This window comes from Aquisediminimonas profunda (assembly GCF_019443285.1).
GTDB lineage: Bacteria > Pseudomonadota > Alphaproteobacteria > Sphingomonadales > Sphingomonadaceae > Aquisediminimonas > Aquisediminimonas profunda.
Genome location: NZ_CP080327.1, coordinates 1,519,954 through 1,541,653, shown reverse-complemented (window position 1 = coordinate 1,541,653; position 21,700 = coordinate 1,519,954). Strand labels below are relative to the sequence as shown.

The following is a 21,700-nucleotide window of genomic DNA, read 5'->3' as shown; positions in this document are numbered from 1 at the left end:
GTCTGCGAGGTATCGGTTCGTTGGAAACCGGCAGATACTTTCCTCGACAACGGCTTCTGGCCAAACACCCGCGCCGTTCCAGGGTTACTGTGGTGGGCGCTGACGGGCTCGAACCGCCGACCCTCTCGGTGTAAACGAGATGCTCTACCAACTGAGCTAAGCGCCCGCTTGCGCAGGAATTGCGCCTTTGCCCGATCAGGGCAGGCGGGGCAAGCCCTTCAAACGATCAGACCTTCTTGCCCCAGAGCTGCGGCCAGATAAGCGCTCATCGCCAATGCAGCCGGGTCGGTCAGGCTGATATGGATGCGGCGACCATCTGCGGGGTCGGCTCGCCTTTGCACCAATCCCGTATCAATCAGAGTGCGAATCCAGCGTAATGCCGTGGTCGAAGGGACAGCAGAGGCAATGCACAAACTGGTCACGGACACACTCTCGCCTTCAAGCCTTGCAGCCATGAGATCCAGCAGCATGTCCCAGGCGGGATCAGCAAAAAGTGCCGGGTCGAAGAAGCGATTACGCAATCGACGCTGGCGCAGGATTGCGCGCAAGTCCTCTGCCCTGGCCAAGGCGGGCGCGAGCTGCACTGGCTCTGCCGCAAAAGTCGGCCGCATATCCTCGACGCGCCTTGCCGGTTTCAAGCCATCGCCCGATTCTGGACTTGCGGTGCTGGACAGCTTGGCCAGAGTCTGGGCAATGCGGCTCACTTCTTCAGCTAGGCGGCGAAGGCGGTCATTGTCATCCTCCGACGTAATGTCCGCAACGCCAAGCCGCACCTCGTTTTGCCAAGCCAGCGCCAGTGCTGACACACGATCAATCAGATCGGGGTCGCACAAGAGCGTGATAGGGCCTGAATGCAGACGTGCTGCGACACAATCAAGCAAGGCAAAACGCGCAGCGACGATGACGGGCCGGTTGTCGCGCTCTGCAATATAGCTCAGCATATCGAGCAAACGATCCGCGACTGAGCCATGGTCATCGGTCAGATCGACGATGACCGCGTCGATCGAAGCCTGTCGATTGAGACGGTCAACGGCGTCCGCAAGGTGCAACCGGCCCGCAATACGCCCGCCAACAATGCGAACCGAGGCCTCAGCGGCCAATCCCCCTGCTTCACTATCTGCGAATATCAGTGCACTCGGACCCGAATCAAAACTGCCAGCCCCGCCAAGAAACCCCGTCATTTGATACCTCAGTTACGCACAATACACCGACGGTCATGCTGCCAGCCGATCCCCTCACCGCTGAAACTGCCATGCTTTGTCCGGCCCGTCCTTGCGGGTTAACGCCATAATGGTGTGAAATGCCGGGCAGGCCAATCCTTCAATTCAGCGGGCCCGACCCTTTTGGATCGTAGCAACTGCGATTCATGAGGAAATACGCAGCGCAATGCCTCCGAATTGGATGCGATTGTCAGGGCCGCGTTAAGATATTCGAACGGATTCCATCGGCAATGTCATGATCCAGCCCAGACGGTGTGGTCCCGATCAAGGCTGCTGAACCTCCGGCGTCCCTTCCCCAAATGTCAGCGCCGGAGGTTCAAAGCCCCCGGTCTGCTGATCAATGCTGCAGGGCCTTGACGATGTCCTCGACCATTTTCTTGGCATCCGCGAGCAACATCATTGTCTGATCCATGTAGAAGACGTCATTGTCGACGCCGGCATAGCCAACGCCCCCCATTGAACGCTTGATGAAGAACACGGTCTTGGCCTTGTCCACATCAAATACCGGCATGCCGTAAATGGGTGATGATTTGTCCGTCTTGGCAGCCGGATTCACGACATCGTTCGCGCCGATGATGAATGCGACATCGGTCTGCGCAAATTCGCCATTGATATCTTCCAGCTCAAACACTTCGTCATACGGCACATTGGCCTCGGCAAGCAGAACGTTCATATGCCCCGGCATGCGCCCGGCAACCGGATGAATCGCGTATTTGACCTTGACGCCTTCCTTCTTGAGCAGGTCAGCCATTTCCCTGAGGACATGCTGCGCCTGGGCCACAGCCATGCCGTAGCCGGGCACGATGATCACCTGATCAGCCTGTTTCATCATATAGGCCGCGTCTTCGGCAGCACCGCGCTTCCATGGCCGATCGGTCTTGGCCGCATCGCCGCCGGAGCTGGCGGTCGCGCCAAAGCCGCCCGCAATCACCGAAATGAAGCTTCGGTTCATCGCCTTGCACATGATGTAAGACAGGATCGCGCCCGATGAGCCGACCAGCGCACCCGTGATAATCATCGCCGTGTTGTGGAGTGTGAAGCCCATCGCGGCCGCCGCCCAGCCCGAATAGCTGTTGAGCATCGACACGACGACCGGCATGTCTGCCCCGCCGATGGGGATGATCAGGAGGAACCCGATCAGGAAGGACAGGCCGGTAATCGTCCAGAATATCCAGGGACTCTGATCAGTCAGGAAATAGCCGATCAGGCCAAGGATCGCGGCAAGAGTGCCCAGATTGATCACGTGGCGGGCCGGCAACATGATCGGCGCGCCGGACATGTTTCCATTGAGTTTGAGAAACGCGATCACAGAGCCGGAAAAGGTAATGGCGCCAATCGCAACGCCCAGACCCATTTCTATCCGACTGACCTGGTGGATCAGGCCATCAGCATCGGCAATGCCAAATGCCTGCGGATTGAGAAATGCAGCTGCTGCCACCAGCACTGCCGCCATGCCGACAAGCGAATGGAAGGCCGCGACAAGCTGCGGCATGTCGGTCATCGCAATGCGCCGCGCAGTGATCCAGCCTATCCCGCCACCAATCGCAATTGCGCCGGCAATTTCAGGCAGGCTTGCAATTTCGTGCGTAAACAGGGTCGTGCCAACCGCGATCAGCATGCCCGCCATGCCGAACCGGTTGCCCCGTTGCGACGTTGCCGGTGAAGAGAGTCCGCGCAATGCCAGAATGAAGAAGACGCCCGATACCAGATAGGCAAGCATCACCCAGGCGGGCGGAGCAACATGTTCCATGCGCCTAGCGCTCCTTCTTCTTGTACATCGCCAGCATGCGCGCCGTCACGGCGAAGCCTCCGAAGATATTGACGCTTGCGAGCGCAACGGCGATCAGCCCCAGCCATTTGGACGTCGGCGAGCCTGCCGCAGCCGACGCAATCAGCGCGCCGACAATGATCACCGAGGAAATCGCGTTCGTCACTGCCATCAGCGGCGTATGCAATGCAGGGGTAACTGACCAGACAACGTAATAGCCGACAAAGCAGGCCAGCACGAAGATGGAAAGAATTGAGATGAAGTCCATAACTGCTCCCGTCAGCCCAACAGGCGTTCATTCACAACCTTGCCGCCCTTGGTCAGGCGGATGGCTGCCGTGATTTCGTCATCATCAGGGAGGACCGGCCGGCCGGCCTCCTTGTCCCAGAACGCACTCAGGAAATTGAACAGGTTGCGCGAGAACAGGGCAGACGTGTCGGCTGCAAGATGCGCCGGCGTGTTGGCATAGCCGAGGATTTTCACGCCGTGCTTCACGACGACTTCATCAGCCTTGCTGCCTTCAACGTTTCCGCCTTGCGCCACCGCCAGGTCGAAGATCACACTGCCGGGCTTCATTGATTTGATCTGCGCATCGGTGATCAGCCGTGGCGCGGCGCGTCCGGGGATCAGGGCTGTCGTGATCACAATGTCCTGTTTGGCGATGTGGGAAGAAACCAGTTCGGCCTGTGCCGCCTTGTACTCATCCGACATTTCGGTCGCATAGCCACCCGCGCCCTCGCCTTCGATGCCAGCAACATTTTCAACAAAAATGGCCTTGGCGCCCAGCGATTCGATCTGTTCCTTCGTGGCCGAGCGCACGTCGGTTGCCGAAACCTGCGCACCGAGGCGGCGAGCGGTCGCGATTGCCTGAAGCCCCGCGACGCCGACGCCCATAATGAAAACCCGCGCCGCGCTGACTGTGCCTGCGGCTGTCATCATCATCGGGAAGGCGCGCCCGAAGGCACCCGCCGCATCGATCACGGCCTTGTAGCCTGCGAGGTTCGATTGCGACGACAAAATGTCCATCGACTGTGCTCGCGTGATGCGCGGCATGAATTCCATGGCCAGTGCCTCGACACCAGCTTTCGCATACTCGTCCACCCGTGCCCGTTGACCGAACGGATCGAGCCCGGCCACAATCCAGGCTCCGTCCTTCACGCCCTTCAGGGATTTGGGATCCGGCCCCTGTACGCCGAGGATGATATCCGCGTCCTTTGCCGTCGCCGCCAGAGTGCCCAGCGTTGCGCCCGCGGCCTCATAGTCCGCATCGGAGATGGAAGCCCCGGCACCAGTGCCCTTCTCAACGAAAAGAGTCGCGCCGAGGCCAATGAACTTCTTCACAGTCTCGGGCGTTGCCGCAGCTCGGAATTCGCCTGCTGCGGTCTCTTTGAGGACAGCGATTTTGACCACGTTAGCTGCCGATCAGAACGACAACGATCGCCCCAACGATGAAGGAAGCGACAGCACTCCATTTGAGCAAGCTCATCACGCTCTCATAGGTTTCGCGATGTGCCTTCATGTCGCTATTGCCAGCCATGTCTTTCCCCTTGATTCAAAGATTTTCATTCGAGCTTTAGCCAGCGCTGTCCGCATTCTCAACTATCGAATTGGGCCGTCACAATTCTGGCACCGTGATGCACGTCACAGTGCAGCATTAAGCGCATGTTTACTATGCCCCGTTATGGGACAGTTCCATGACGCATTGGACAATATCCGCATGACCCCGGGGGGCAACCGCATCCTGATGCTTGTCGATGACGAGCCTGCGCAGACGCGGCTTGTAACTGCGCTTGCGGCGAGAGCAGGATGGCGGACATTGGGCGTTGCCGACGCTGATTCGGCGCTAGCGACACTTGAAACGCGCGATGGGATGCTCCTTGATGCAATCCTGATTGATCAGGCCATGCCGGGCGGTGACACAACGTCACTAATCGCCAAAATTCGTGAACTCAGGCCTGATTTGCCCATACTGATGCTCACTGCTCTGAGCTCGGTAGAGGTTGCAGTTGAGGCCATGCGTGCTGGCGCGACGGACTTCCTGGCCAAGCCCATCGCTCCCGACCGGCTGCTCGCAGCGCTGGACGGCGCCGTTAGCGCAAAGAGCCTGGCAGGCGAACTTCGCCCGCTTACCGAGAAAATTTCCACACCGCTGGGCTTTGGTGAGATAGTCGGATCGAACCCGGAATTCAGGGCAGCTCTTGCCGTTGCCGCAAAGGCAGCACGCGCACGCATTCCCGTTCTGATCGAAGGCGAAAGCGGTGTCGGCAAGGAAGTTGTCGCAGATGCTATCCATGCGGCCTCACCAAGAGAGAAGAAGCCGTTCATCGCGATCAATTGCGGGGCCATTCCTGCCAACCTGATCGAATCCGAACTGTTCGGCCACGAAAAGGGCGCCTTCACCGGCGCATTCACGCGCCACATCGGAAAGTTCCAGGACGCCGATGGTGGAACCCTGTTCCTTGACGAAATCGGCGAAATGCCGCTTGAAGCGCAGGTCAAACTGTTACGCGTCATCCAGACTGGCGAAGTTCATCCGATCGGTGCCCGCGGCTTTCGCGAAGTCGATGTGCGGATCATCGCGGCGACCAACAAGACCCTGCTCGATGAAGTCGAAGCCGGACGATTCCGGGAAGACCTCTATTACAGACTTGCAGTAGTGCAGGTGGTAATTCCGCCATTGCGGGACCGTCGAAGCGACATTCCGGCGCTTGCCCGGCACCTGTTGGCCCGTATAGCGCGCCAGCCCGGCCTGCGGAGTCTGGGCATAACCGACGGCGCACTCAGTGTACTTGCAAGCTACGACTGGCCAGGCAATGTCCGACAGCTTCAGAACGCGTTGTTCCGCGCAGCCGTCCTGTGCGAAGGCGACGCGCTCACCTCTCAGGACTTTCCCGAAATCTCGAGCAAGTCGTCGTCCATGCTTGTGTCTTCGACGGCAAGCGAGGCAGGCATCACGCTCTATGACAGCGACGGCCACCTTCGCCCTCTCGAATCGATCGAGGCAGATGTTATCCGGCTCGCAATCGGACATTACCGCGGCCGCATGACCGAAGTTGCCCGACGGCTCGGAATTGGTCGCTCGACACTCTACCGCAAGCTCGCAGAACTTGGCATCAGCGACGCCGCCTGACACATTTGGGGGCAGTTGAAGCCATTGCCTTTGCCGACAAATCCGCATAGCCGCACTTGAGTTCGGGCCTTCAAGAAGGCTCGTCGAACAGGGAGTGCCGTGACGATGCAATTGGTGGCGCGATTCGAAGCGCAGTTCGCCAACGCGGCTGCAGTTCTGGCTCAGCGCTGCTCGGTAAACGGCAAGCTTGACGGGAACCTGCTCGATCAGCACCAGATCTGCTGCTACGAACTCGCCTTTGCCGCCTCTGAACTTTTCGCTGCTCGGGAAATGCTGCAGGCGCGCGACGGTGCCGCTGCTCATCTTGCCTTGACCTTTGCAGCACTTGCACTGCCGAGCGCATTGCAACGTCTCGACGCGATCGCAGCCGAACTTGATTGCGACTTGGACCTCGCGAGCCTTCGCGGTGCAGCAGATTATTTGCAGGTGCAACGGAACGGTATCGGGGCGGCGCTAGCGGAAATCGGCAAGTCGATCATAGCCACGGACATCGATTTCACACGACTTGAGACCAATGCGCATGTCGACTTGATGCGCGAGACGTTCCAGCGCTTCGGTCAGGAGCATGTTGCGCCAATCGCAGGAGATATTCACCGGTATGATCAAGACATCCCCGAATCCCTGCTGGCGCAATTGCGGGACATGGGGGTGTTCGGTCTTTCGGTGCCTATGCGCTTTGGGGGAAGCGCACCAGATGAAGGCGAAGATACGCTTGCCATGATTGCGGTCACCGAGGCCTTGTCAGAGGCTTCGCTGGGCGCCGCCGGAAGTCTCATCACACGGCCCGAGATACTGACGCGCGCCATCCTAGCGGGAGGGACTGACGCCCAGAAGGACTATTGGTTGCCGAGGATCGCGGCCGGAGATCCGCTTGCTGCCATTGCAATTACTGAGCCGGATTTCGGATCCGATGCTGCCAGCCTCAACCTTCGGGGCCAGCAGACAGAAGGTGGATGGATGCTCAATGGCGCAAAGACCTGGTGCACATTCGCCGGCAAAGCCGGTGTGCTGATGGTTGTCGCCCGAACAGGCGATACCGACGGTTACAAGGGACTGAGCATCCTGCTTGTCGAGAAGCCCTCGTTCGATGGCCACGCCTTCGACTATCGCCAATCAACCGGCGGGCGTTTGAGCGGCAAGGCCATTCCCACGATCGGCTATCGCGGCATGCACAGCTTCGACTTGGCGTTTGAAGATTTTTTTGTGCCGGATGCCAATCTTCTTGGCGAAGCGGGCGGCTTGGGCAACGGATTCTACTACACGATGGCTGGCATGACCGGCGGCCGCATCCAGACTGCGGGGCGAGCTTGCGGATTGATGGCAGCCGCGATCAAGGCAGCCATTCGCTATGCCGGGGACCGGCAAGTCTTTGGCAGGCAGCTTGGCACATTTCAGCTGACGCAAGCGAAAATTGCGACAATGGCCGCCCGATATGCTGCCTGCCGCCAGTTGGCCTATCGCGTCGGAACGATGCTCGACGCCGGCGAAGGTCAGATGGAAGCAAGCCTCGCAAAGCTTTATGCCTGCCGCTCCGCAGAGCTTGTCACAAGAGAAGCCCTGCAGATTCACGGCGGCATGGGCTATGCCGAGGAAACCGCGGTCAGCCGGTATTTCGTTGACGCGCGCGTCCTGTCGATTTTCGAAGGGGCGGAGGAGACGCTTGCCTTGAAAGTTGTCGCGCGCGAACTACTTCAGCGCGCGTTGGGCCGCGCCTAGACCGGAACGGCGATCTGCTTTCCGGCAAAGACCGATTGCCAATTCTCGATTTCAGCGACCACAATATCGTCAATGGCATGCGCAAGGTTTGCGACCTGGGCATAGCGGATATGCCCGTCCGCAACTTTTCGCAGATTTGCGATTCGTTGCTCGACTGCTTCGAGTTTTTCCGCCGTCACTTCGGAAATGGCCGCAAAGCGTTCGAAGTCACCGAAATAGCGAATACCGGCAAAAGCGCCGCCAAGTGCCGGCAAAGCCACGCCGAGAAAGGTGAAGAACTTTGACACGCTGTGTGCGGTCGCCTCCGGAATCAGCCCAAGTGCGCTGCCCGCAACCAGGCCGAGATAAGTCGCCACGGCTGCAACAGCGAGGCTGAAAAGGATTTCGGACATGCGGTCGAGGTTATGGTGGACTGTCGTCAGCCGCTTGGCCTTGTCACGATGGTAAGCCCGCTGGAGCTTTGCATGGTGTCCCAGAAGGTCTTCGAATGCAGTCCGCAGGTAGGCTTGGGTGACAACAATCTTTGGAAGACCCAGTTCACGCAAGGCAAGACGGGCGTAATGTTCCGGCCATTGCGTGTCAGACCCCCTTGGCCAACGCCCCGGCGAGCGCGCAACCCCCAGCAGCAGCAGGATTGGTGCATGGCGGAAATATTCGGCAACACGCCGCGTTTCAAACCAGCGTCCATGCCAGCGTCGCTTCCGCCCAATCGCCGTTATCCCGAGAATGGCCACAAGCAGCAGGAATTCGAACAGGGCAAAAGGCCATTTGGAATCGGGACTTGCGAACGGCAGGTACGACACCCCGCCGATGATCGCGAAGGCAGAGAGCAGGAAATTGGTGACCATTCCACCGCGATAGGCATCGGACAGATAGGTCGAAAGGCCATCTGCCCAGGCAAATCGCTGAAGCACCTGCGTTTCGATCCTGCCGACAAAGGCTTGGTCGCTGCCGGCGAGTCCGCGCGCCGTTCTAAGCAGCGGTGCACCCGAACCCTGGGCAATATCATCTGGGCGCTCATATTTCTGGACGAGGCTCGACACTGCGCGACGGATGCCACCCCCTCCGAAAATCGCTTCAATTCGGCGATAGGCATGAAATTGGCGATGGCTGCGCGTATGCCAGTGTTCTGTATGAAAGCGGATAACGCGCTCGGCCTGATCAGGCGTCGCCGGCCTGACGATATCCTCAATCAGGACTGCAATGTGTTCGGCCGACACGGTACCGACTTCTGCATGCAATGACTCGGGAGTCCTGAGAATCCTCCAATCCAGCGGATTGCGGGCATCAATCCAGACAACCGGCGCACCGTGCGCAAGGGCTGCCGCAATGGTGTGCCGCGTTCCGCCGACGGCTCCAGGCGTTACGCCATCCCAGACAGCGACCAGAATGTCCGACTGCTCGATCATGATGCGGCCCGCCGCCGCAACGCGCTCCGAACTCAGCGTCGCAAATGAGGCAGCGGCCGACGAATCCTGTGGCGTCCGCAATGCTGCAAGAAACAGCCCAGTGATCGCCTCGTCCTGCTCGGCCAGTTCGAAGCACAAAGCCTGCGCAGCCAGCGAACGGATATGGATCGCCCGCGCACTCGCTTCGGCGCAATCTGGATTTTCACCTGCAATGATGGCGAGCGCATCTTCAGCGGTTTCAGGATGCGCATTGATCGCGATATTCAAGGCAAGACCGAACGGTAAAGGCGCAGCATTTTCCCAGCTGCGCTGCAAAGCGCGCTCTACAGCCATGAGGTCGGTGCCATGGGCAAGAAGCGAGTGCAGACGCGTTGGCGCAATCGCATCACCTTGGCGTGCGACAACGGCATCGATCGTGTCAAATACCGAACCCAATGCGTCTTCGATAGCGGCGTGATTCCGGCCAAAAACCGGATTGCTGTAGCGGTGGCCGGTTATTCCGACGCACAGGCGTGATTTTGGTAATGCAATCGAGCTGGAGAGCCCGGCGTGAGGCGAATTCATCCCGCCATCGTAGCGGCCAAGTCTCTTGCGGCAACCCCCTCCAGCGCTCCCGCCACGCTTTCGGATTGACCAAGGCTCCCCGTTTCGCGCTTGTCGGCACAGTCGCATTTTCATAACCATCGCTTTCCATTCGACAGGAAATGAAAATGACTAGATATGTTGGCGCGATCGATCAGGGAACGACAAGCAGCCGTTTCATAGTTTTCGATCGGAGCGGGACGATCATTGCTGTTGACCAGAAAGAGCACGAGCAGATCATGCCGCGCGCCGGATGGGTCGAACATGACGCAAACGAAATTTGGCGCAATACGGGAAATGTCATCACGGGCGCACTTGCCAAGGCAGGATTATTGCCCAGTGACCTTGCAGCGGTTGGCATCACCAACCAGCGCGAAACGAGCCTGGTCTGGAACCGCCACACCGGGGAACCCATACACAACGCGATCGTCTGGATGGATACGCGAACAGACCAACTTGTAACCGGGTTTGCTCGTGACGGGGGCCAGGACCGGCTTCGGGCGCAAACCGGCCTCCCGCTGGCGACCTATTTTTCAGGACTCAAACTGCGTTGGCTGCTCGATAACGTGCCCGGCGCGCAAGCTGCTGCGGAGCAAGGCGACCTGCTGTTTGGAACCATGGACTGCTGGCTCACCTGGAAACTGACAGGCGGTAGCGATGGGGGAATTCACGTGACGGACGTGACCAACGCGTCGCGCACTCAAATGATGAATCTGGAAACCCTTGACTGGGATGAAGACATTCTTGCGCTGTTCAATGTGCCGCGTGCGTGCCTGCCAACGATCCGATCGTCGAGCGAAGTCTATGGCATTGCGACCGGCGCGCTTCAGGGGGTGCCGGTTTCCGGCATTCTCGGCGACCAGCAGGCCGCGCTGTTCGGTCAGGCCTGCCTGAATCCGGGAGAAGCAAAGAACACCTATGGCACGGGCTGTTTCATGCTGATGAACACTGGGGAACGCCCGTTTCCATCGACCTGCGGTCTGCTCACGACCCTTGGCTACAAGCTTGGCGATGCTCCGGCGATCTACGCGCTGGAGGGTTCGATCTCGATTGCCGGTGCGCTGGTTCAGTGGCTTCGGGACAATCTGGGGCTCATTGCGCATGCCAGTGAAATCGAGGCACTGGCACGAACCGTTTCCGACAATGGCGATGTCTATTTCGTGCCGGCCTTTTCGGGCCTCTACGCGCCTCACTGGAAGGACAATGCCCGTGGCGTCATTGCCGGCCTGACCCGTTTCGCAAACAAAGGACATATTGCGCGCGCAGCCCTTGAAGCGACAGCATTCCAGACCCGCGAAGTCCTTGATGCCATGACAAAGGATTCCGGCGTCGCAATCAGCGAATTGCGAACCGACGGGGGTATGGTCGTGAATGAGTTGTTGATGCAGTTCCAGTCCGATATTCTGGGTGTGCCCGTGGTGAGGCCCAAAGTGATCGAAACAACTGCATTGGGCGCTGCCTATGCCGCGGGACTTGCAGTGGGCTACTGGAATTCGACGCAGGATATTGTCGACAATTGGGGTGTAGACAAGCGTTGGCACCCCGTGATGGACGAAATCAACCGGGCAAGCCTCTATGCTTCGTGGAACAAGGCTGTTTCGCGATCGTTCGACTGGGTCAATCCGTAGCGTCATCCGCAGAACCCCTTTTTGGGAACCAAGGAATTGTGGACAAACCGGCTCTTCGAAGGCAGTTTCGCCGCGAATCCGGATGGTCAATCAGGCTGCCGGTGCGGGAGAGTGATGTATGTACAAGCGCTATGTCTTGGCTGGAGCCCTGATCCTTGGTGCAGCAAGCCTTTCAAGCTGCGGCCACAATGGAGGCAAGGGTGCCAAGGTCGATGATGCACGGTTGCTCGCTGCCGCAGATGACGGCGCGAACTGGATGACTTATGGCAGGACCTATGACGAGCAGCGCTTTTCTCCGCTCACCGCTGTGAATGACTCGAATGTTGGTCAGCTAGGCCTCGAATGGTCGTCCGACCTCGATACGGCGCGCGGACAGGAGGCAACACCGATCGTCGTCGATGGTGTCATGTACATAACTACCGCATGGAGCATGGTGAAAGCCTATGACGCGGCCACCGGAAAGCCACTTTGGTCTTATGACCCGCAGGTGCCGCGATCAAAATTGGTCGATGTCTGCTGCGACGCGGTCAATCGGGGTGTCGCTGTTTATCAGGGCAAAGTTTATGTCGCCACGCTCGACGGTCGACTGATCGCGCTCAACGCAGACGATGGCAAGGTCATCTGGAGCAAGCTGACCATCCCAGAGGGGTCGCATATGGCGATCACTGGCGCCCCGCGCATTGTCAAAGGCAAGGTCCTGATTGGCAGCGCTGGCGCAGAATATATCACACGCGGATATCTGGCCGCCTACGATGCTGAGACAGGCAAGGAAGCATGGCGCTTCTACACGGTCCCCGGCGACCCATCCAAGCCGTTTGAAGGCAAGCATCTGGAAGCGGCATCCAAGACATGGGCTCCTGATGCCTGGAAGAATGGCGGTGGCGGGACGGTCTGGGACTCCATCACCTATGATCCCAAAACCGATCTCGTCTATTTCGGCACCGCAAATGCAGAGCCATGGAATCCCGCCGCGCGCGGGTCTGCTGCAGGTGACAGTCTTTACACGGCATCAATTGTCGCGGTGAAGCCCGACACCGGCGAATACGTCTGGCATTTCCAGGAAACGCCGGAAGATCGCTGGGATTTCGATTCCAACCAGCAGATCATGGTGGCCGACATACCGGTGAACGGAAAACCTCAACACGTGATCCTGCACGCACCAAAGAACGGATTTTTCTATACGCTTGATGCTGCGACAGGAAAATTCATCTCGGGCAAGCCCTTTGCCAAGATCAACTGGGCATCCGGTCTCGACCCCGTGTCAGGCAAGCCGATCGTCAATCCGGAGGCGCGATATGAAATCACGGGCAAGCCGTGGGTCGGTATGCCTGGTGCAGTAGGCGCGCATAGCTGGACGCCAATGTCATACAGCCCGAAAACAGGTCTGGTCTATATTCCGGCCAATGAGACAGTGCAGGTCTACAAGGCAGCCGCAAAGGATTGGAAGCCTGGCCCCGTCGGCTTCCAGCTTGGCATGGACGTTGGTGGCCTTGAAGTCCCTGCAGACAAGGCAATTCGGGCCGCGACCGCAGCCGCATCGAATGGGTCACTTGTCGCTTGGGATCCTGTCGCTGGCAAAGCCCGCTGGACGGTCAACTATCCCGGTCCGACAAACGGCGGCACGCTGGCAACTGCTGGAAACCTCGTCTTTCAGGGAACGGCTGGAGGCGAATTTCGCGCCTATGCCGCTGACACTGGCAAGCAACTTTGGACCTTCCCCACCCAATCCGGCGTCATAGCGGCTCCCATGACCTATTCGGTCAAGGGTGTGCAATATGTCGCGATCCTGGTCGGCTGGGGAGGCGTCTGGGATGTCTCAGGGGGGATGCTCGTAAGCAAATCGCGCATGGCACCGAATATCAGTCGACTTCTGGTCTTCAAGATCGGCGGCGCCAAAACCCTGCCCCCGCCACCACCATACAGCAAGCGTGTCCTCGATCCGCCGCCGTTTACCGGAACGCCAGAGCAAGTCACCGACGGTTCAAGCCATTATGGCAACAGCTGCAGTGTGTGTCACGGGAACGCCGCAGTGGCCGGCAGCCTCAATCCTGATGTCCGTCACTCAGCGGCACTTGGGAATGCCAAACTCTGGCAGCTGATCGTTCATGATGGCCTGTTGAAGGACAATGGCATGGTCTCATGGGCTGGCCAGTATTCTCCGGAGCAGATCGAGAATATTCGCCAATACGTCATCAAGCGCGCCAACGAAGACAAGCTGATCGGAAGCGGCGGCGAATAGTTTGTTCTTGTTATGTTTCATGATTCGGGGCATGATCCAATCATGCCCCGAATCGACTTGTCTGTTGCCACCCCTGGCCGGGGAGCGCCTGCGAACCGGACTCCGACCCGCTTCAACCTGAAGACACGGGAAGAAGACGGTCAATGGCTTGACGAAAGAAATGATATCGACGGATTGGCTCCGCCGCCGAAGACGAGCGTAACGATCGAAAAGCCTCGTTCGATCATCAGCACGAATGCGTCTCCTGACATTCCTTTTGAGCATTCGATCAACCCTTATCGCGGGTGCGAGCATGGCTGCATCTATTGCTATGCCAGGCCTACGCACGCCTTCCATGATCTTTCGCCCGGATTGGACTTCGAAACCAAACTCTTCGCAAAACCTGACGCCCCGGCTCTTCTCAGAAACGAACTTGCAAGAAAGGGCTACCGCGCAAGCGCCATTGCGCTTGGAACCAACACTGACCCCTACCAACCCGTCGAAGCGCGACTTGAGATTACGAGGGGAATTCTGGAAGTTCTGGCGGAAACCGGCCATGCCTGCACGATCACAACCAAGTCGGACAGGATTACCCGAGATATTGATATCCTGGCGCCTATGGCGGCCAGACGGCTTGTCGCTGTCGCGTTGTCGGTCACTTCGCTCAACCCAAGAATCCATCGCACACTTGAACCGCGCGCGCCGCACCCGGAAAAGCGTCTGAAGGCCATTCGCGCTTTGATTGATGCAGGCATCCCAACGCACATCAACGTCGCACCGCTCATCCCCGGTATAACCGACCACGAAATTGAAGCGATCCTTGAGCGCGGAGCGGCGGCCGGAGCGAGGACAGCAAGCTTCATCCCTGTCCGCCTTCCGCATGAAGTCGCGCCACTGTTTCGCGACTGGCTCGACACCCATTATCCGGAGCGAGCCGGCAAAGTCATGTCACTCATCCGGTCAATCCGACAGGAACGTGACAATGACCCGGACTTCTTCAGCCGCATGCGCGGGTCGGGGCCATGGGCAGACATGATCCGCGCCCGATTCCGCATTGCTTGCAAGAGACTGGGGCTCAACCAAGAGCGAATTGAACTGAATGAGAGCCTGTTTTGTCCCCCGGAGGGCGCGCAGCTTCGCCTGTTCTAATCAACCGAAGCTTTCGCTGTCACCCTCTTGCGGAGCAAACCTGATCAGGCGGCTCGTCAGGACAGCAGCCTGCCGGTTGACGACGGCGTTCCGGTAGTCCGGGTCTGTCACCATTTCCAGAAAGGCAGCCGAGTTGGGATAGTAGGCAATAAACGCCATATCCCAATGCTTGTCGGTCGGGCCGATGACCATCGTTTCCATCCTGCCGCGCCAGACAATTGACCCTCCTACCCTTGCGAAAACAGGCCCACTTGTCCGCCCGTACTCGGCATAGGCCTGCCTGCCGGTAAGCCCCTTGCCAGCAAGGGCATGGCCATCAGGATAGGCGGCCTTGTCGCGGAATCTGAGCAGGTTCAGCATATGGATCGGCGTGTCGCGGGGCAGCGCCTTGAAGGCGTCGAAATTCTCGCGCGACGGATCGACAAACAGGTCTTCACTCATGTCAGGCCTCCAGCTTGAAATCCTTGAACTGAGCACGCAGTGCAACCTTCTGGATCTTGCCTGTGCCGGTGTGCGGCAGTTCATCCACAAACAGGACGGCATCCGGCATCCACCATTTGGCGATCCGATCCTTCAGATAATCCTTTACGTCGGCTTCGCACAGGTTGGCGCCCGGCTTGCGTACCACCACAAGAACGGGACGTTCATCCCACTTGGGATGCGGAATGCCGATTGCCCCCGCTTCGGCAACGCCCGGGCAACCGACTGCAATATTCTCCAGCTCGACCGAACTGATCCATTCCCCGCCCGACTTGATGACGTCCTTTGCTCGGTCGGTGATCTGCATCGTGCCATCCGGATGAAGAACAGACACGTCACCAGTGTCGAACCACTGGCCCTCTTCAGTCGCATCTGCAGCGGCCTTGAAGTAGCGTTTGATGACCCAAGGCCCTCGAATCTGGAGCCGCCCCGATGTCTTGCCGTCGCGCGGCGCCACATGGCCATTGTCATCGACAACCCGCAGTTCGACGCCAAAAGGAACGCGCCCTTGCTTGCAGACGACATCAACGCGTTCGTCAAACGACAGGTCATCCCAATTGGCTGTCGGCGCACCCATTGTTCCGATCGGGGAGGTTTCAGTCATACCCCATGCATGGGAAACCCGCACGCCCATCCCCATCAGCCGCTCGATCATGGCACGTGGAGCAGCAGACCCGCCAATCGTCACCAGCCTCAACCTGCCAAGCCCGGCACCGGTCGCATCAAGATGCTGGAACATGGCTAGCCAAACTGTCGGTACGCCAGCGGAATGCGTCACGCCTTCTTCCAGCATCAGCTTGTGCAGTGTCGGCGCGTCATTGGTAACACTGAAAACGAATTTCACACCGGCAGCAGCGCCCGCGAAAGGCAATCCCCAGCTCGCCGCGTGGAACATCGGGACAACAGGCAAGAGCACCGACGTGGCAGACAGGTCAAAGACACCCGGCGCAACTTCTGCCATCGCATGAAGCATGGTCGACCGATGCTCATACAGGACGCCCTTGGGGTTGCCGGTTGTGCCGCTGGTATAGCACAACATGCAGGGATCTCGCTCATCGCCCTGATGCCATTCGTAGTTGCCATCCTGCTTTGCGACAAACGCCGGATAGCCGTCAGGGTCATCGAACACGATGAAATGTCTGATTGTCTTCAACTGCGGCTTCAGGCGATCCACCAGACCCTGGAACTGCGCATCGTAAAGCAGCACCTGATCCTCGGCATGGTTCATGATGTAGATAAGATCCTCATCGAACAACCGGGTGTTGATCGTGTGGATGACACCGCCAAAGCCGATCGCGCCATACCAGGTCGCAAGGTGGCGGTGGTGGTTCATGGCCAAAGTCGCCACCCTGTCGCCTGGCTTCAAGCCCAGTGCGGCAAAACCCTGTGCCAGCCGCCGGGCGTCTTGGGCGACGCCGGCCCAATGTGTCCGCTCGATCACACCGTCAGCCCACCGCGTCAAAATCTCGCGGTCACCACACTCCCGCGCAGCATGATCAATCAGGTGCGTGACACGCAGCGACCAGTCCTGCATTCCTCCCAGCATCAAAACTCCCATCTCGTCTCAATCGTCTGACCATACCTTAGACTGGCTGATGCCGGATGCAAAAGTCCAAAAACTCACGGATCTGAGCTTGGACCCAAAGACTGACAGTTGATCCTCAAACCTCTGCCATCGGAGGAGCAACATCGAAGGCAATCGTCAGACGCTCACCTGCTTCAAAGGGCAAGGTGCCGTGCCACATTGTTGAGGGAAACATCACCAGCCTGCCCGGCTTTGGTTCTATCAGGCGTGTTGGAGGCATATGAAGGCCCAAACCAGCCTCAGGAGAACCGAGCGTCAGCCAGCCAGCATTTGGACCATCTTCTGGTCGATGTTCCGGCAGCGCAACATACAGCGCAGAACTGATCCAGCCAGCCGGATGAACATGATTCGCGTGAAAGCCCTTGCCAGCCAGCCGGACAGACCATGACCCGGCAAATCGGACAGGCTGATCACGGCGCGGACCAATAGTCGGGTGGCCGGCGTCGCGTTCGGGAAGTGCAGCCAGATATTCGGCAACAGCCACGGCAATGGCAGCGCGCAGATGCCTGATTTCCGGTTCTATCCGGGCAAAGAGGGCTCCATCAGTCTGAGTGCCTCCCCGCACCGACTGATCGAGATGTTGGCTGCGCGCGACATGCAGCCTTCGGAGCAGATCAGCAAGATGCTCAAGTGGGGGCAATTTGTCCGCAATGTCAAAGACGCGGACCAAGGCTGCCTCCCCTTCAAGCCAGTCCGCACGCGCATCGCCGAGCAATCGCCAGCAGAGCGAAGCATAGGGCCAAACCAGCGCTTCGCCTGGCCGACCGATCCAGCGGTGAACCAGCTTTGCGGCCGCATCGACTTCTTCATAACGCAGATGGTGACGGATAATCCGGACTGCGACAGTCGCATCATCTCCATCCGAAAAGCCCTCGAAAAGATGTGCTGCACCGACCCGATCACCAGCATCCGAACGAATGACGGCTTCGTTTACGGCAAAACGGGGAGTATCTCCCATAGTCTTGCGACCTTCCGTGATGACTGAAAGCGCGTCATCATTGAGACCGGCCTGCATCAACGCGTGAACGAGTTGCGCCCAAAGTGCTTCACTTTCGGGATTGGTGGAGATCGCACTTCGCAGCGAAGCAAAGGCCGCTTGTCCCTCACCCATCATCCAGCGGAGCTGGACCAGATCGCGATGTCCGAAAAGCCATAACGGGTTGGCCCCAACATTACCGGCGAGGATGGATATCGCGGTTTCTGCCTGACCTTCGGAAAAAAGGGCCGCAGTGACGCCAAGGACAATATCCCCGTCATTTGGTGCTAGTTGTCTGGCTTTGGCAAAGGCATCGACTGCAGGCAGACCTGCCTCAAGTCGAGTCTGCGCCAGCCCTTTCGCTATGCTTGCATCTAGCGGCGCGAGGGCCGCTGCCCGCGCAAAAGAATCGAGGGCAGAAACCCGGTCATCTGCCGCACGCTGAAGCAGAGCCAGCCACTGCCACAGTCGGGCGTTGCTCTTGTGGCGCTTCGCCCCCTCCTCGACAACTCCAAGCGCCTGATGTTCCTGCTGATGGGCAAGGGCATGGCTTGCAAGAGCTTCAAGGGCGGCAGCATTCCCAGTATCGGCACGCGCCGCGCTCAACAGGCTCTCGATCGTCACAGGCCCTGCGTGCTGTCGCCAGCGTCAGCCTCGAGCAAGAGCCGCACAGCTTCCCGTTCAACCGGGCTCAGGCCGGGGTGCCAAATGTCGATGATGAAAACGACGCGCAGTTCGCTGCTCGGATTGGCAGCCTCGTGCTCGATCGTATCGTCAAAGACAAACGCCTTGCCCGCTTCCCAAAATCGCGTCTCCGCCCCAACGCGGAACCAGCACCCTTGCGGAACCACCAAAGGAAGGTGGCAGACAAGCCTCGTGTTGTTCACTCCGACATGCGGCGGAATGATCGCGCCCGGTGCCAGAAGCGAGAACATCGCATTAGGCGAGCAACCTGCAATCCGCGGCTGAGGAAAGGTTTCGAGCAAGGCCATTGTCCTTGGACAATGTCGCGCATTGGCTTCGATGCGCCGCCCGTTCTGCCACAGATGGATAGCCGTCCAGTCGCGGGAATGATTGAGGTCGCGCCATTGGTCGAGCGGCTCATGCTCGGCATATTGCACATAGGGAACGAGTTCGGCCCGCTCGGCGGAAACGACCGTCTGAAACTCGGACAGGATATCCGGAAAAGCCCCTTCGAGCGCTTCGAGCCAGCCATGGGCCGATCGATCATGAAACTCTCGCTCGATCAGGCCGGGAAAATGGAAATGCGTCGGTTCGGAATGCCATACCCGCGTGCGGCGCAGGGCATTGTCCCGGAAGCGATTGATCCGGATCGCCTCTTCCTCATCCGCTGCGGCAAGCGCCGTGGCCTGGGCAGCCTTCATCGTGGATTCGCGCTGCGCAACATAGGCTGCACTCACCTGCTCGGCGTGAGCAACCATGCGTGAGAGCTGGCCTTCGACTTCCGGGGGGCGCTGGGCCAGTGCATTGCTATAGGCCTCAGCGGCCTCCGCTCGACCCAAGCGCTCAAGGATCGCGGCCCGGCTCATCAGAGCCATGAAATCAAGGGGCGCCAATGAGAGCGAGCGTTCAACCGCCTTCAGCGCCGTCTTGAGATCGCCAGCAGCCCTGCACAAGGCACCAAGTTTCAACCAGCGCCCGGCACTGGGTTCCGTCGCGACGATCCCCTCCAGAACTTGACGCGCGCCGGCCAGATCGCCGGCAGCTGCAAGGGCATCGGCATGCCGCTCGCGTTCCTGCGCGTCAGAAGTCATAGCCATAACGTTCGATCCACGGCGCGAGAACGGGGTGGATCCGTTCAAGATGGCGGCGATACTTGGTCCACCGCCCCTTGGCGCGGCTGTAGATCGGCTCGGTCACCTGCGCATAGCTTGCGGTCGCAACCGTTCCGCGTGCACGCGCAGCCTTGGTATGGTCGAACGCCTTGCCGGGCCATTGGAGGCCAAGCCAGTCGAACACCGGCTCCAGTTGGCCCTGCGTGTCCTCGACCAGCCTTTCATAAACGATTGTTGCCACGGGCATATCAAACAGGCCGCGGGCCTTTTCCCAATTGGTGAAGGTCAGGTCATAAAGTGCCGCAGCATCGTTGAGATCAAGGAAATTGGCCATGGCCGAATTGATGCGGAAATTGGTGATGTAGCAACTCAGCAGCACGTCGCACGGATGCCGCATTGCAAGGACAAAGCGCGCATCGGGAAAGAGCCTGAGGGCGACCGGCACCTTGTTGAGATGCATCGGATGCTTGTCGACAATGATCGAATCCGCCTCAAGCTTGGAAACTGATGCTGCTCGCTCGAAATAACCTTCCCGCGCAACGCGGATCTGGTCTTCGGTTGCCACCGCCAGTGCTTCAACGCCTCCCAGTTCCTGCTCGGCCTGCACGAGAAACGGCTCTTCCTCAAGCACCCGAACTCGAGGGTCCGCCATAAGCATGGTATCCAGCAGTGTCGTTCCAGATCGGGGAAATCCGACAATGAATATCGGCGTTGAGCGATCCTTGAGTGGCAACGCCGGAGTCCAGTTCTGAAGCCACTCAGGCGTCAGCACATCAGTCGACGAGACGATCATTTCACGATATTGCCGGGCGCGTTCTGCTGGCATCGACGGATCAGCCTGCCAATGCTCATTCATCGAGGTAAAGGCTTCAAAAGCATCATCGTACTTGCCCAACCGGTCAAGCATGATCCCCCGCAAATGATGTTTTCGACCCGGAACAATGACATCGCCAGCGGCCTCAAGGGCTGCAAAAGCATCGTCAAAAGCCTCGGCCCGCTTGAAGCGCAATGCATCGATGTAAGACATCGATTGCGCGTCGGTTCCCGCCGCCTCGGCACGGACGCGAAGAGGCTCAAGCTCCAATTCGCGATTCATCCGTTCATAGACCGAAGCCAAGCCGACATAAGGCGGCCCCAATTTGGGGTCGAGCCGCACTGCAGCTTCGAAAGCAGCCTCAGCTTCGTCATAGAGGTTGCGACGTGCCGCCTCCTGCCCATGATCGGACTGGATTGAGGCATCATCTGGCGCTCGTCGTGCAGCCTCAACGATTGCGGCATAGGCATCATCCTCTCGACCTACCAGACGGTAAAGGTTGAAAAGCGAGAGGAACGGTGCCGGGTCATCAGAGAAATCCTTGCCGGCTTGGGTGAGAACCGCCTCAGCGTCGTCACCCCGCCCGGCGTCAATCAGGGCATTGCCAAGATTGATGCGGATCGGCTGGGAGTCGGGAGCGAGCGCGATTGCCTTCTGCAGTGCCTCAACTGCTCCATCATGATCACCCGCAAAGCCCAGCGCATTGCCAAGGTTGTTCCACAGCGACCAATCCTTGGCGTCCTGCTTGACGAGATGCCGATACAGGCGGACCGCGAGCGGAAAGTCCTCCAGCTCTTGCGCCAGATGCGCGCCGAGTCTGGCGAGCCGAAGGCTTGGGTCGGCGAGGGCAATTGCCTCCTCGCACAACCGGAGCGAAGCCGCATTGTCGCCTTCGTGAAAATGGGACTCGGCGAGGTTGATGCGAATGGTCAGGTCATTCGGCTTATGCTGCAATGCCGCTTCAAGATAGGGAATAGCCCGCTTGAATTGACCGCGGTGAAATTCCACCGCTCCGCCAAGCGCAGAGAGAACCGGGTCCCCCGGATTCCGGGCAAGGGCATCAATGACCTGTATCGCCGCCGCATTAAGTTGGCCCGCGCGGGCGAGTGCGGCAATTTGGCGGACTGCATCTTCCGAATTCGACACCCCTGCATTCCCTCGGTTGCGCACCGCCAATCGGCGCGCTTTGAACAAAAATTTGGCGGCGGCCCCGGGATGGGGACCGCCGC

General features: G+C 58.9%; 16 protein-coding genes and 1 tRNA gene. 5 read left to right on the top strand and 12 right to left on the bottom strand.

What is annotated here, in order from left to right:
- Positions 1-90: 90 nt before the first annotated feature.
- From K0O24_RS07660 to K0O24_RS07635, 6 genes are all read right to left on the bottom strand, one after another.
- Positions 91-166, bottom strand: a tRNA-Val gene (locus tag K0O24_RS07660).
- A 52-nt stretch (positions 167-218) separates the two neighbouring features.
- A complete protein-coding gene (locus K0O24_RS07655) occupies positions 219-1,181 on the bottom strand; it encodes a winged helix DNA-binding protein (protein WP_219895244.1) in 963 nt (320 codons plus the stop codon).
- Positions 1,182-1,557: 376 nt separating this feature from the next.
- Complete coding sequence (locus tag K0O24_RS07650; RefSeq protein WP_219895243.1) at positions 1,558-2,970, bottom strand: NAD(P)(+) transhydrogenase (Re/Si-specific) subunit beta; 1,413 nt, start codon at positions 2,968-2,970, stop codon at positions 1,558-1,560.
- 4 nt (positions 2,971-2,974) lie between these two features.
- On the bottom strand, positions 2,975-3,256 hold the full coding sequence (locus K0O24_RS07645) for an NAD(P) transhydrogenase subunit alpha part 2 (RefSeq protein WP_219895242.1): 282 nt from the start codon (positions 3,254-3,256) through the stop codon (positions 2,975-2,977).
- An 11-nt stretch (positions 3,257-3,267) separates the two neighbouring features.
- Positions 3,268-4,398, bottom strand: a complete 1,131-nt coding sequence (locus K0O24_RS07640; protein WP_219895241.1) for an NAD(P) transhydrogenase subunit alpha — start codon at positions 4,396-4,398, stop codon at positions 3,268-3,270.
- Between the two features lies 1 nt (position 4,399).
- Positions 4,400-4,525 carry an aa3-type cytochrome c oxidase subunit IV gene (locus K0O24_RS07635; protein WP_219895240.1) on the bottom strand — a complete coding sequence of 42 codons (126 nt, stop codon included), beginning with the start codon at positions 4,523-4,525 and terminating at the stop codon, positions 4,400-4,402.
- Between the two features lie 180 nt (positions 4,526-4,705).
- Here K0O24_RS07635 and K0O24_RS07630 point away from each other — a divergent pair, with 180 nt between their 5' ends.
- Positions 4,706-6,118: a sigma-54-dependent transcriptional regulator gene (locus K0O24_RS07630; RefSeq protein WP_219895539.1), complete on the top strand. Its 1,413-nt coding sequence runs from the start codon at positions 4,706-4,708 to the stop codon at positions 6,116-6,118.
- A 105-nt stretch (positions 6,119-6,223) separates the two neighbouring features.
- Positions 6,224-7,834 carry an acyl-CoA dehydrogenase family protein gene (locus K0O24_RS07625; protein WP_219895538.1) on the top strand — a complete coding sequence of 537 codons (1,611 nt, stop codon included), beginning with the start codon at positions 6,224-6,226 and terminating at the stop codon, positions 7,832-7,834.
- On the opposite strand, the gene K0O24_RS07620 is transcribed toward K0O24_RS07625, so the two are convergent.
- Positions 7,831-9,807: a hypothetical protein gene (locus K0O24_RS07620; protein WP_219895239.1), complete on the bottom strand. Its 1,977-nt coding sequence runs from the start codon at positions 9,805-9,807 to the stop codon at positions 7,831-7,833. The two genes, K0O24_RS07625 and K0O24_RS07620, sit on opposite strands and share 4 nt — an antisense overlap.
- A 146-nt stretch (positions 9,808-9,953) precedes the next feature.
- On the opposite strand from K0O24_RS07620, the gene glpK reads away from it, so the two are divergent.
- From glpK to K0O24_RS07605, 3 genes are all read left to right on the top strand, one after another.
- Positions 9,954-11,453 carry a glycerol kinase GlpK gene (gene glpK / locus K0O24_RS07615; RefSeq protein ID WP_219895238.1) on the top strand — a complete coding sequence of 500 codons (1,500 nt, stop codon included), beginning with the start codon at positions 9,954-9,956 and terminating at the stop codon, positions 11,451-11,453.
- A gap of 118 nt (positions 11,454-11,571) precedes the next feature.
- Entirely contained in the window at positions 11,572-13,692 is a 2,121-nt protein-coding gene (locus K0O24_RS07610; protein WP_219895237.1) for a PQQ-dependent dehydrogenase, methanol/ethanol family, read from the top strand.
- Positions 13,693-13,734: 42 nt separating this feature from the next.
- Positions 13,735-14,820, top strand: a complete 1,086-nt coding sequence (locus K0O24_RS07605) for a PA0069 family radical SAM protein (RefSeq protein WP_219895236.1) — start codon at positions 13,735-13,737, stop codon at positions 14,818-14,820.
- Here K0O24_RS07605 and K0O24_RS07600 read toward each other — a convergent pair whose 3' ends face one another.
- From K0O24_RS07600 to K0O24_RS07580, 5 genes are all read right to left on the bottom strand, one after another.
- Complete coding sequence (locus tag K0O24_RS07600; RefSeq protein ID WP_219895235.1) at positions 14,821-15,261, bottom strand: DUF1330 domain-containing protein; 441 nt, start codon at positions 15,259-15,261, stop codon at positions 14,821-14,823.
- 1 nt (position 15,262) lies between these two features.
- Entirely contained in the window at positions 15,263-16,858 is a 1,596-nt protein-coding gene (locus tag K0O24_RS07595; protein WP_246611169.1) for a long-chain fatty acid--CoA ligase, read from the bottom strand.
- Between the two features lie 103 nt (positions 16,859-16,961).
- Complete coding sequence (locus tag K0O24_RS07590; RefSeq protein WP_219895234.1) at positions 16,962-18,485, bottom strand: putative 2OG-Fe(II) oxygenase; 1,524 nt, start codon at positions 18,483-18,485, stop codon at positions 16,962-16,964.
- Positions 18,482-19,642: an aspartyl/asparaginyl beta-hydroxylase domain-containing protein gene (locus K0O24_RS07585; RefSeq protein WP_219895233.1), complete on the bottom strand. Its 1,161-nt coding sequence runs from the start codon at positions 19,640-19,642 to the stop codon at positions 18,482-18,484. The genes K0O24_RS07590 and K0O24_RS07585 overlap by 4 nt, the downstream gene beginning before the upstream one ends.
- Positions 19,626-21,617, bottom strand: a complete 1,992-nt coding sequence (locus tag K0O24_RS07580) for a tetratricopeptide repeat-containing sulfotransferase family protein (protein ID WP_219895232.1) — start codon at positions 21,615-21,617, stop codon at positions 19,626-19,628. The genes K0O24_RS07585 and K0O24_RS07580 overlap by 17 nt, the downstream gene beginning before the upstream one ends.
- Positions 21,618-21,700 lie beyond the last annotated feature (83 nt).

Excerpts from the sequence above, each read along its gene's own strand:
- glpK (WP_219895238.1), top strand. The coding sequence starts at position 9,954 with ATGACTAGATATGTTGGCGCGATCGATCAGGGAACGACAAGCAGCCGT.
- K0O24_RS07610 (WP_219895237.1), top strand. The coding sequence starts at position 11,572 with ATGTACAAGCGCTATGTCTTGGCTGGAGCCCTGATCCTTGGTGCAGCA.
- K0O24_RS07645 (WP_219895242.1), bottom strand. The coding sequence starts at position 3,256 with ATGGACTTCATCTCAATTCTTTCCATCTTCGTGCTGGCCTGCTTTGTC.
- K0O24_RS07655 (WP_219895244.1), bottom strand. The coding sequence starts at position 1,181 with ATGACGGGGTTTCTTGGCGGGGCTGGCAGTTTTGATTCGGGTCCGAGT.
- K0O24_RS07605 (WP_219895236.1), top strand. The coding sequence starts at position 13,735 with ATGCCCCGAATCGACTTGTCTGTTGCCACCCCTGGCCGGGGAGCGCCT.
- K0O24_RS07650 (WP_219895243.1), bottom strand. The coding sequence starts at position 2,970 with ATGGAACATGTTGCTCCGCCCGCCTGGGTGATGCTTGCCTATCTGGTA.
- K0O24_RS07600 (WP_219895235.1), bottom strand. The coding sequence starts at position 15,261 with ATGAGTGAAGACCTGTTTGTCGATCCGTCGCGCGAGAATTTCGACGCC.
- K0O24_RS07585 (WP_219895233.1), bottom strand. The coding sequence starts at position 19,642 with ATGGCTATGACTTCTGACGCGCAGGAACGCGAGCGGCATGCCGATGCC.
- K0O24_RS07595 (WP_246611169.1), bottom strand. The coding sequence starts at position 16,858 with ATGGGAGTTTTGATGCTGGGAGGAATGCAGGACTGGTCGCTGCGTGTC.
- K0O24_RS07630 (WP_219895539.1), top strand. The coding sequence starts at position 4,706 with ATGACCCCGGGGGGCAACCGCATCCTGATGCTTGTCGATGACGAGCCT.
- K0O24_RS07625 (WP_219895538.1), top strand. The coding sequence starts at position 6,224 with ATGCAATTGGTGGCGCGATTCGAAGCGCAGTTCGCCAACGCGGCTGCA.
- K0O24_RS07620 (WP_219895239.1), bottom strand. The coding sequence starts at position 9,807 with ATGAATTCGCCTCACGCCGGGCTCTCCAGCTCGATTGCATTACCAAAA.
- K0O24_RS07635 (WP_219895240.1), bottom strand. The coding sequence starts at position 4,525 with ATGGCTGGCAATAGCGACATGAAGGCACATCGCGAAACCTATGAGAGC.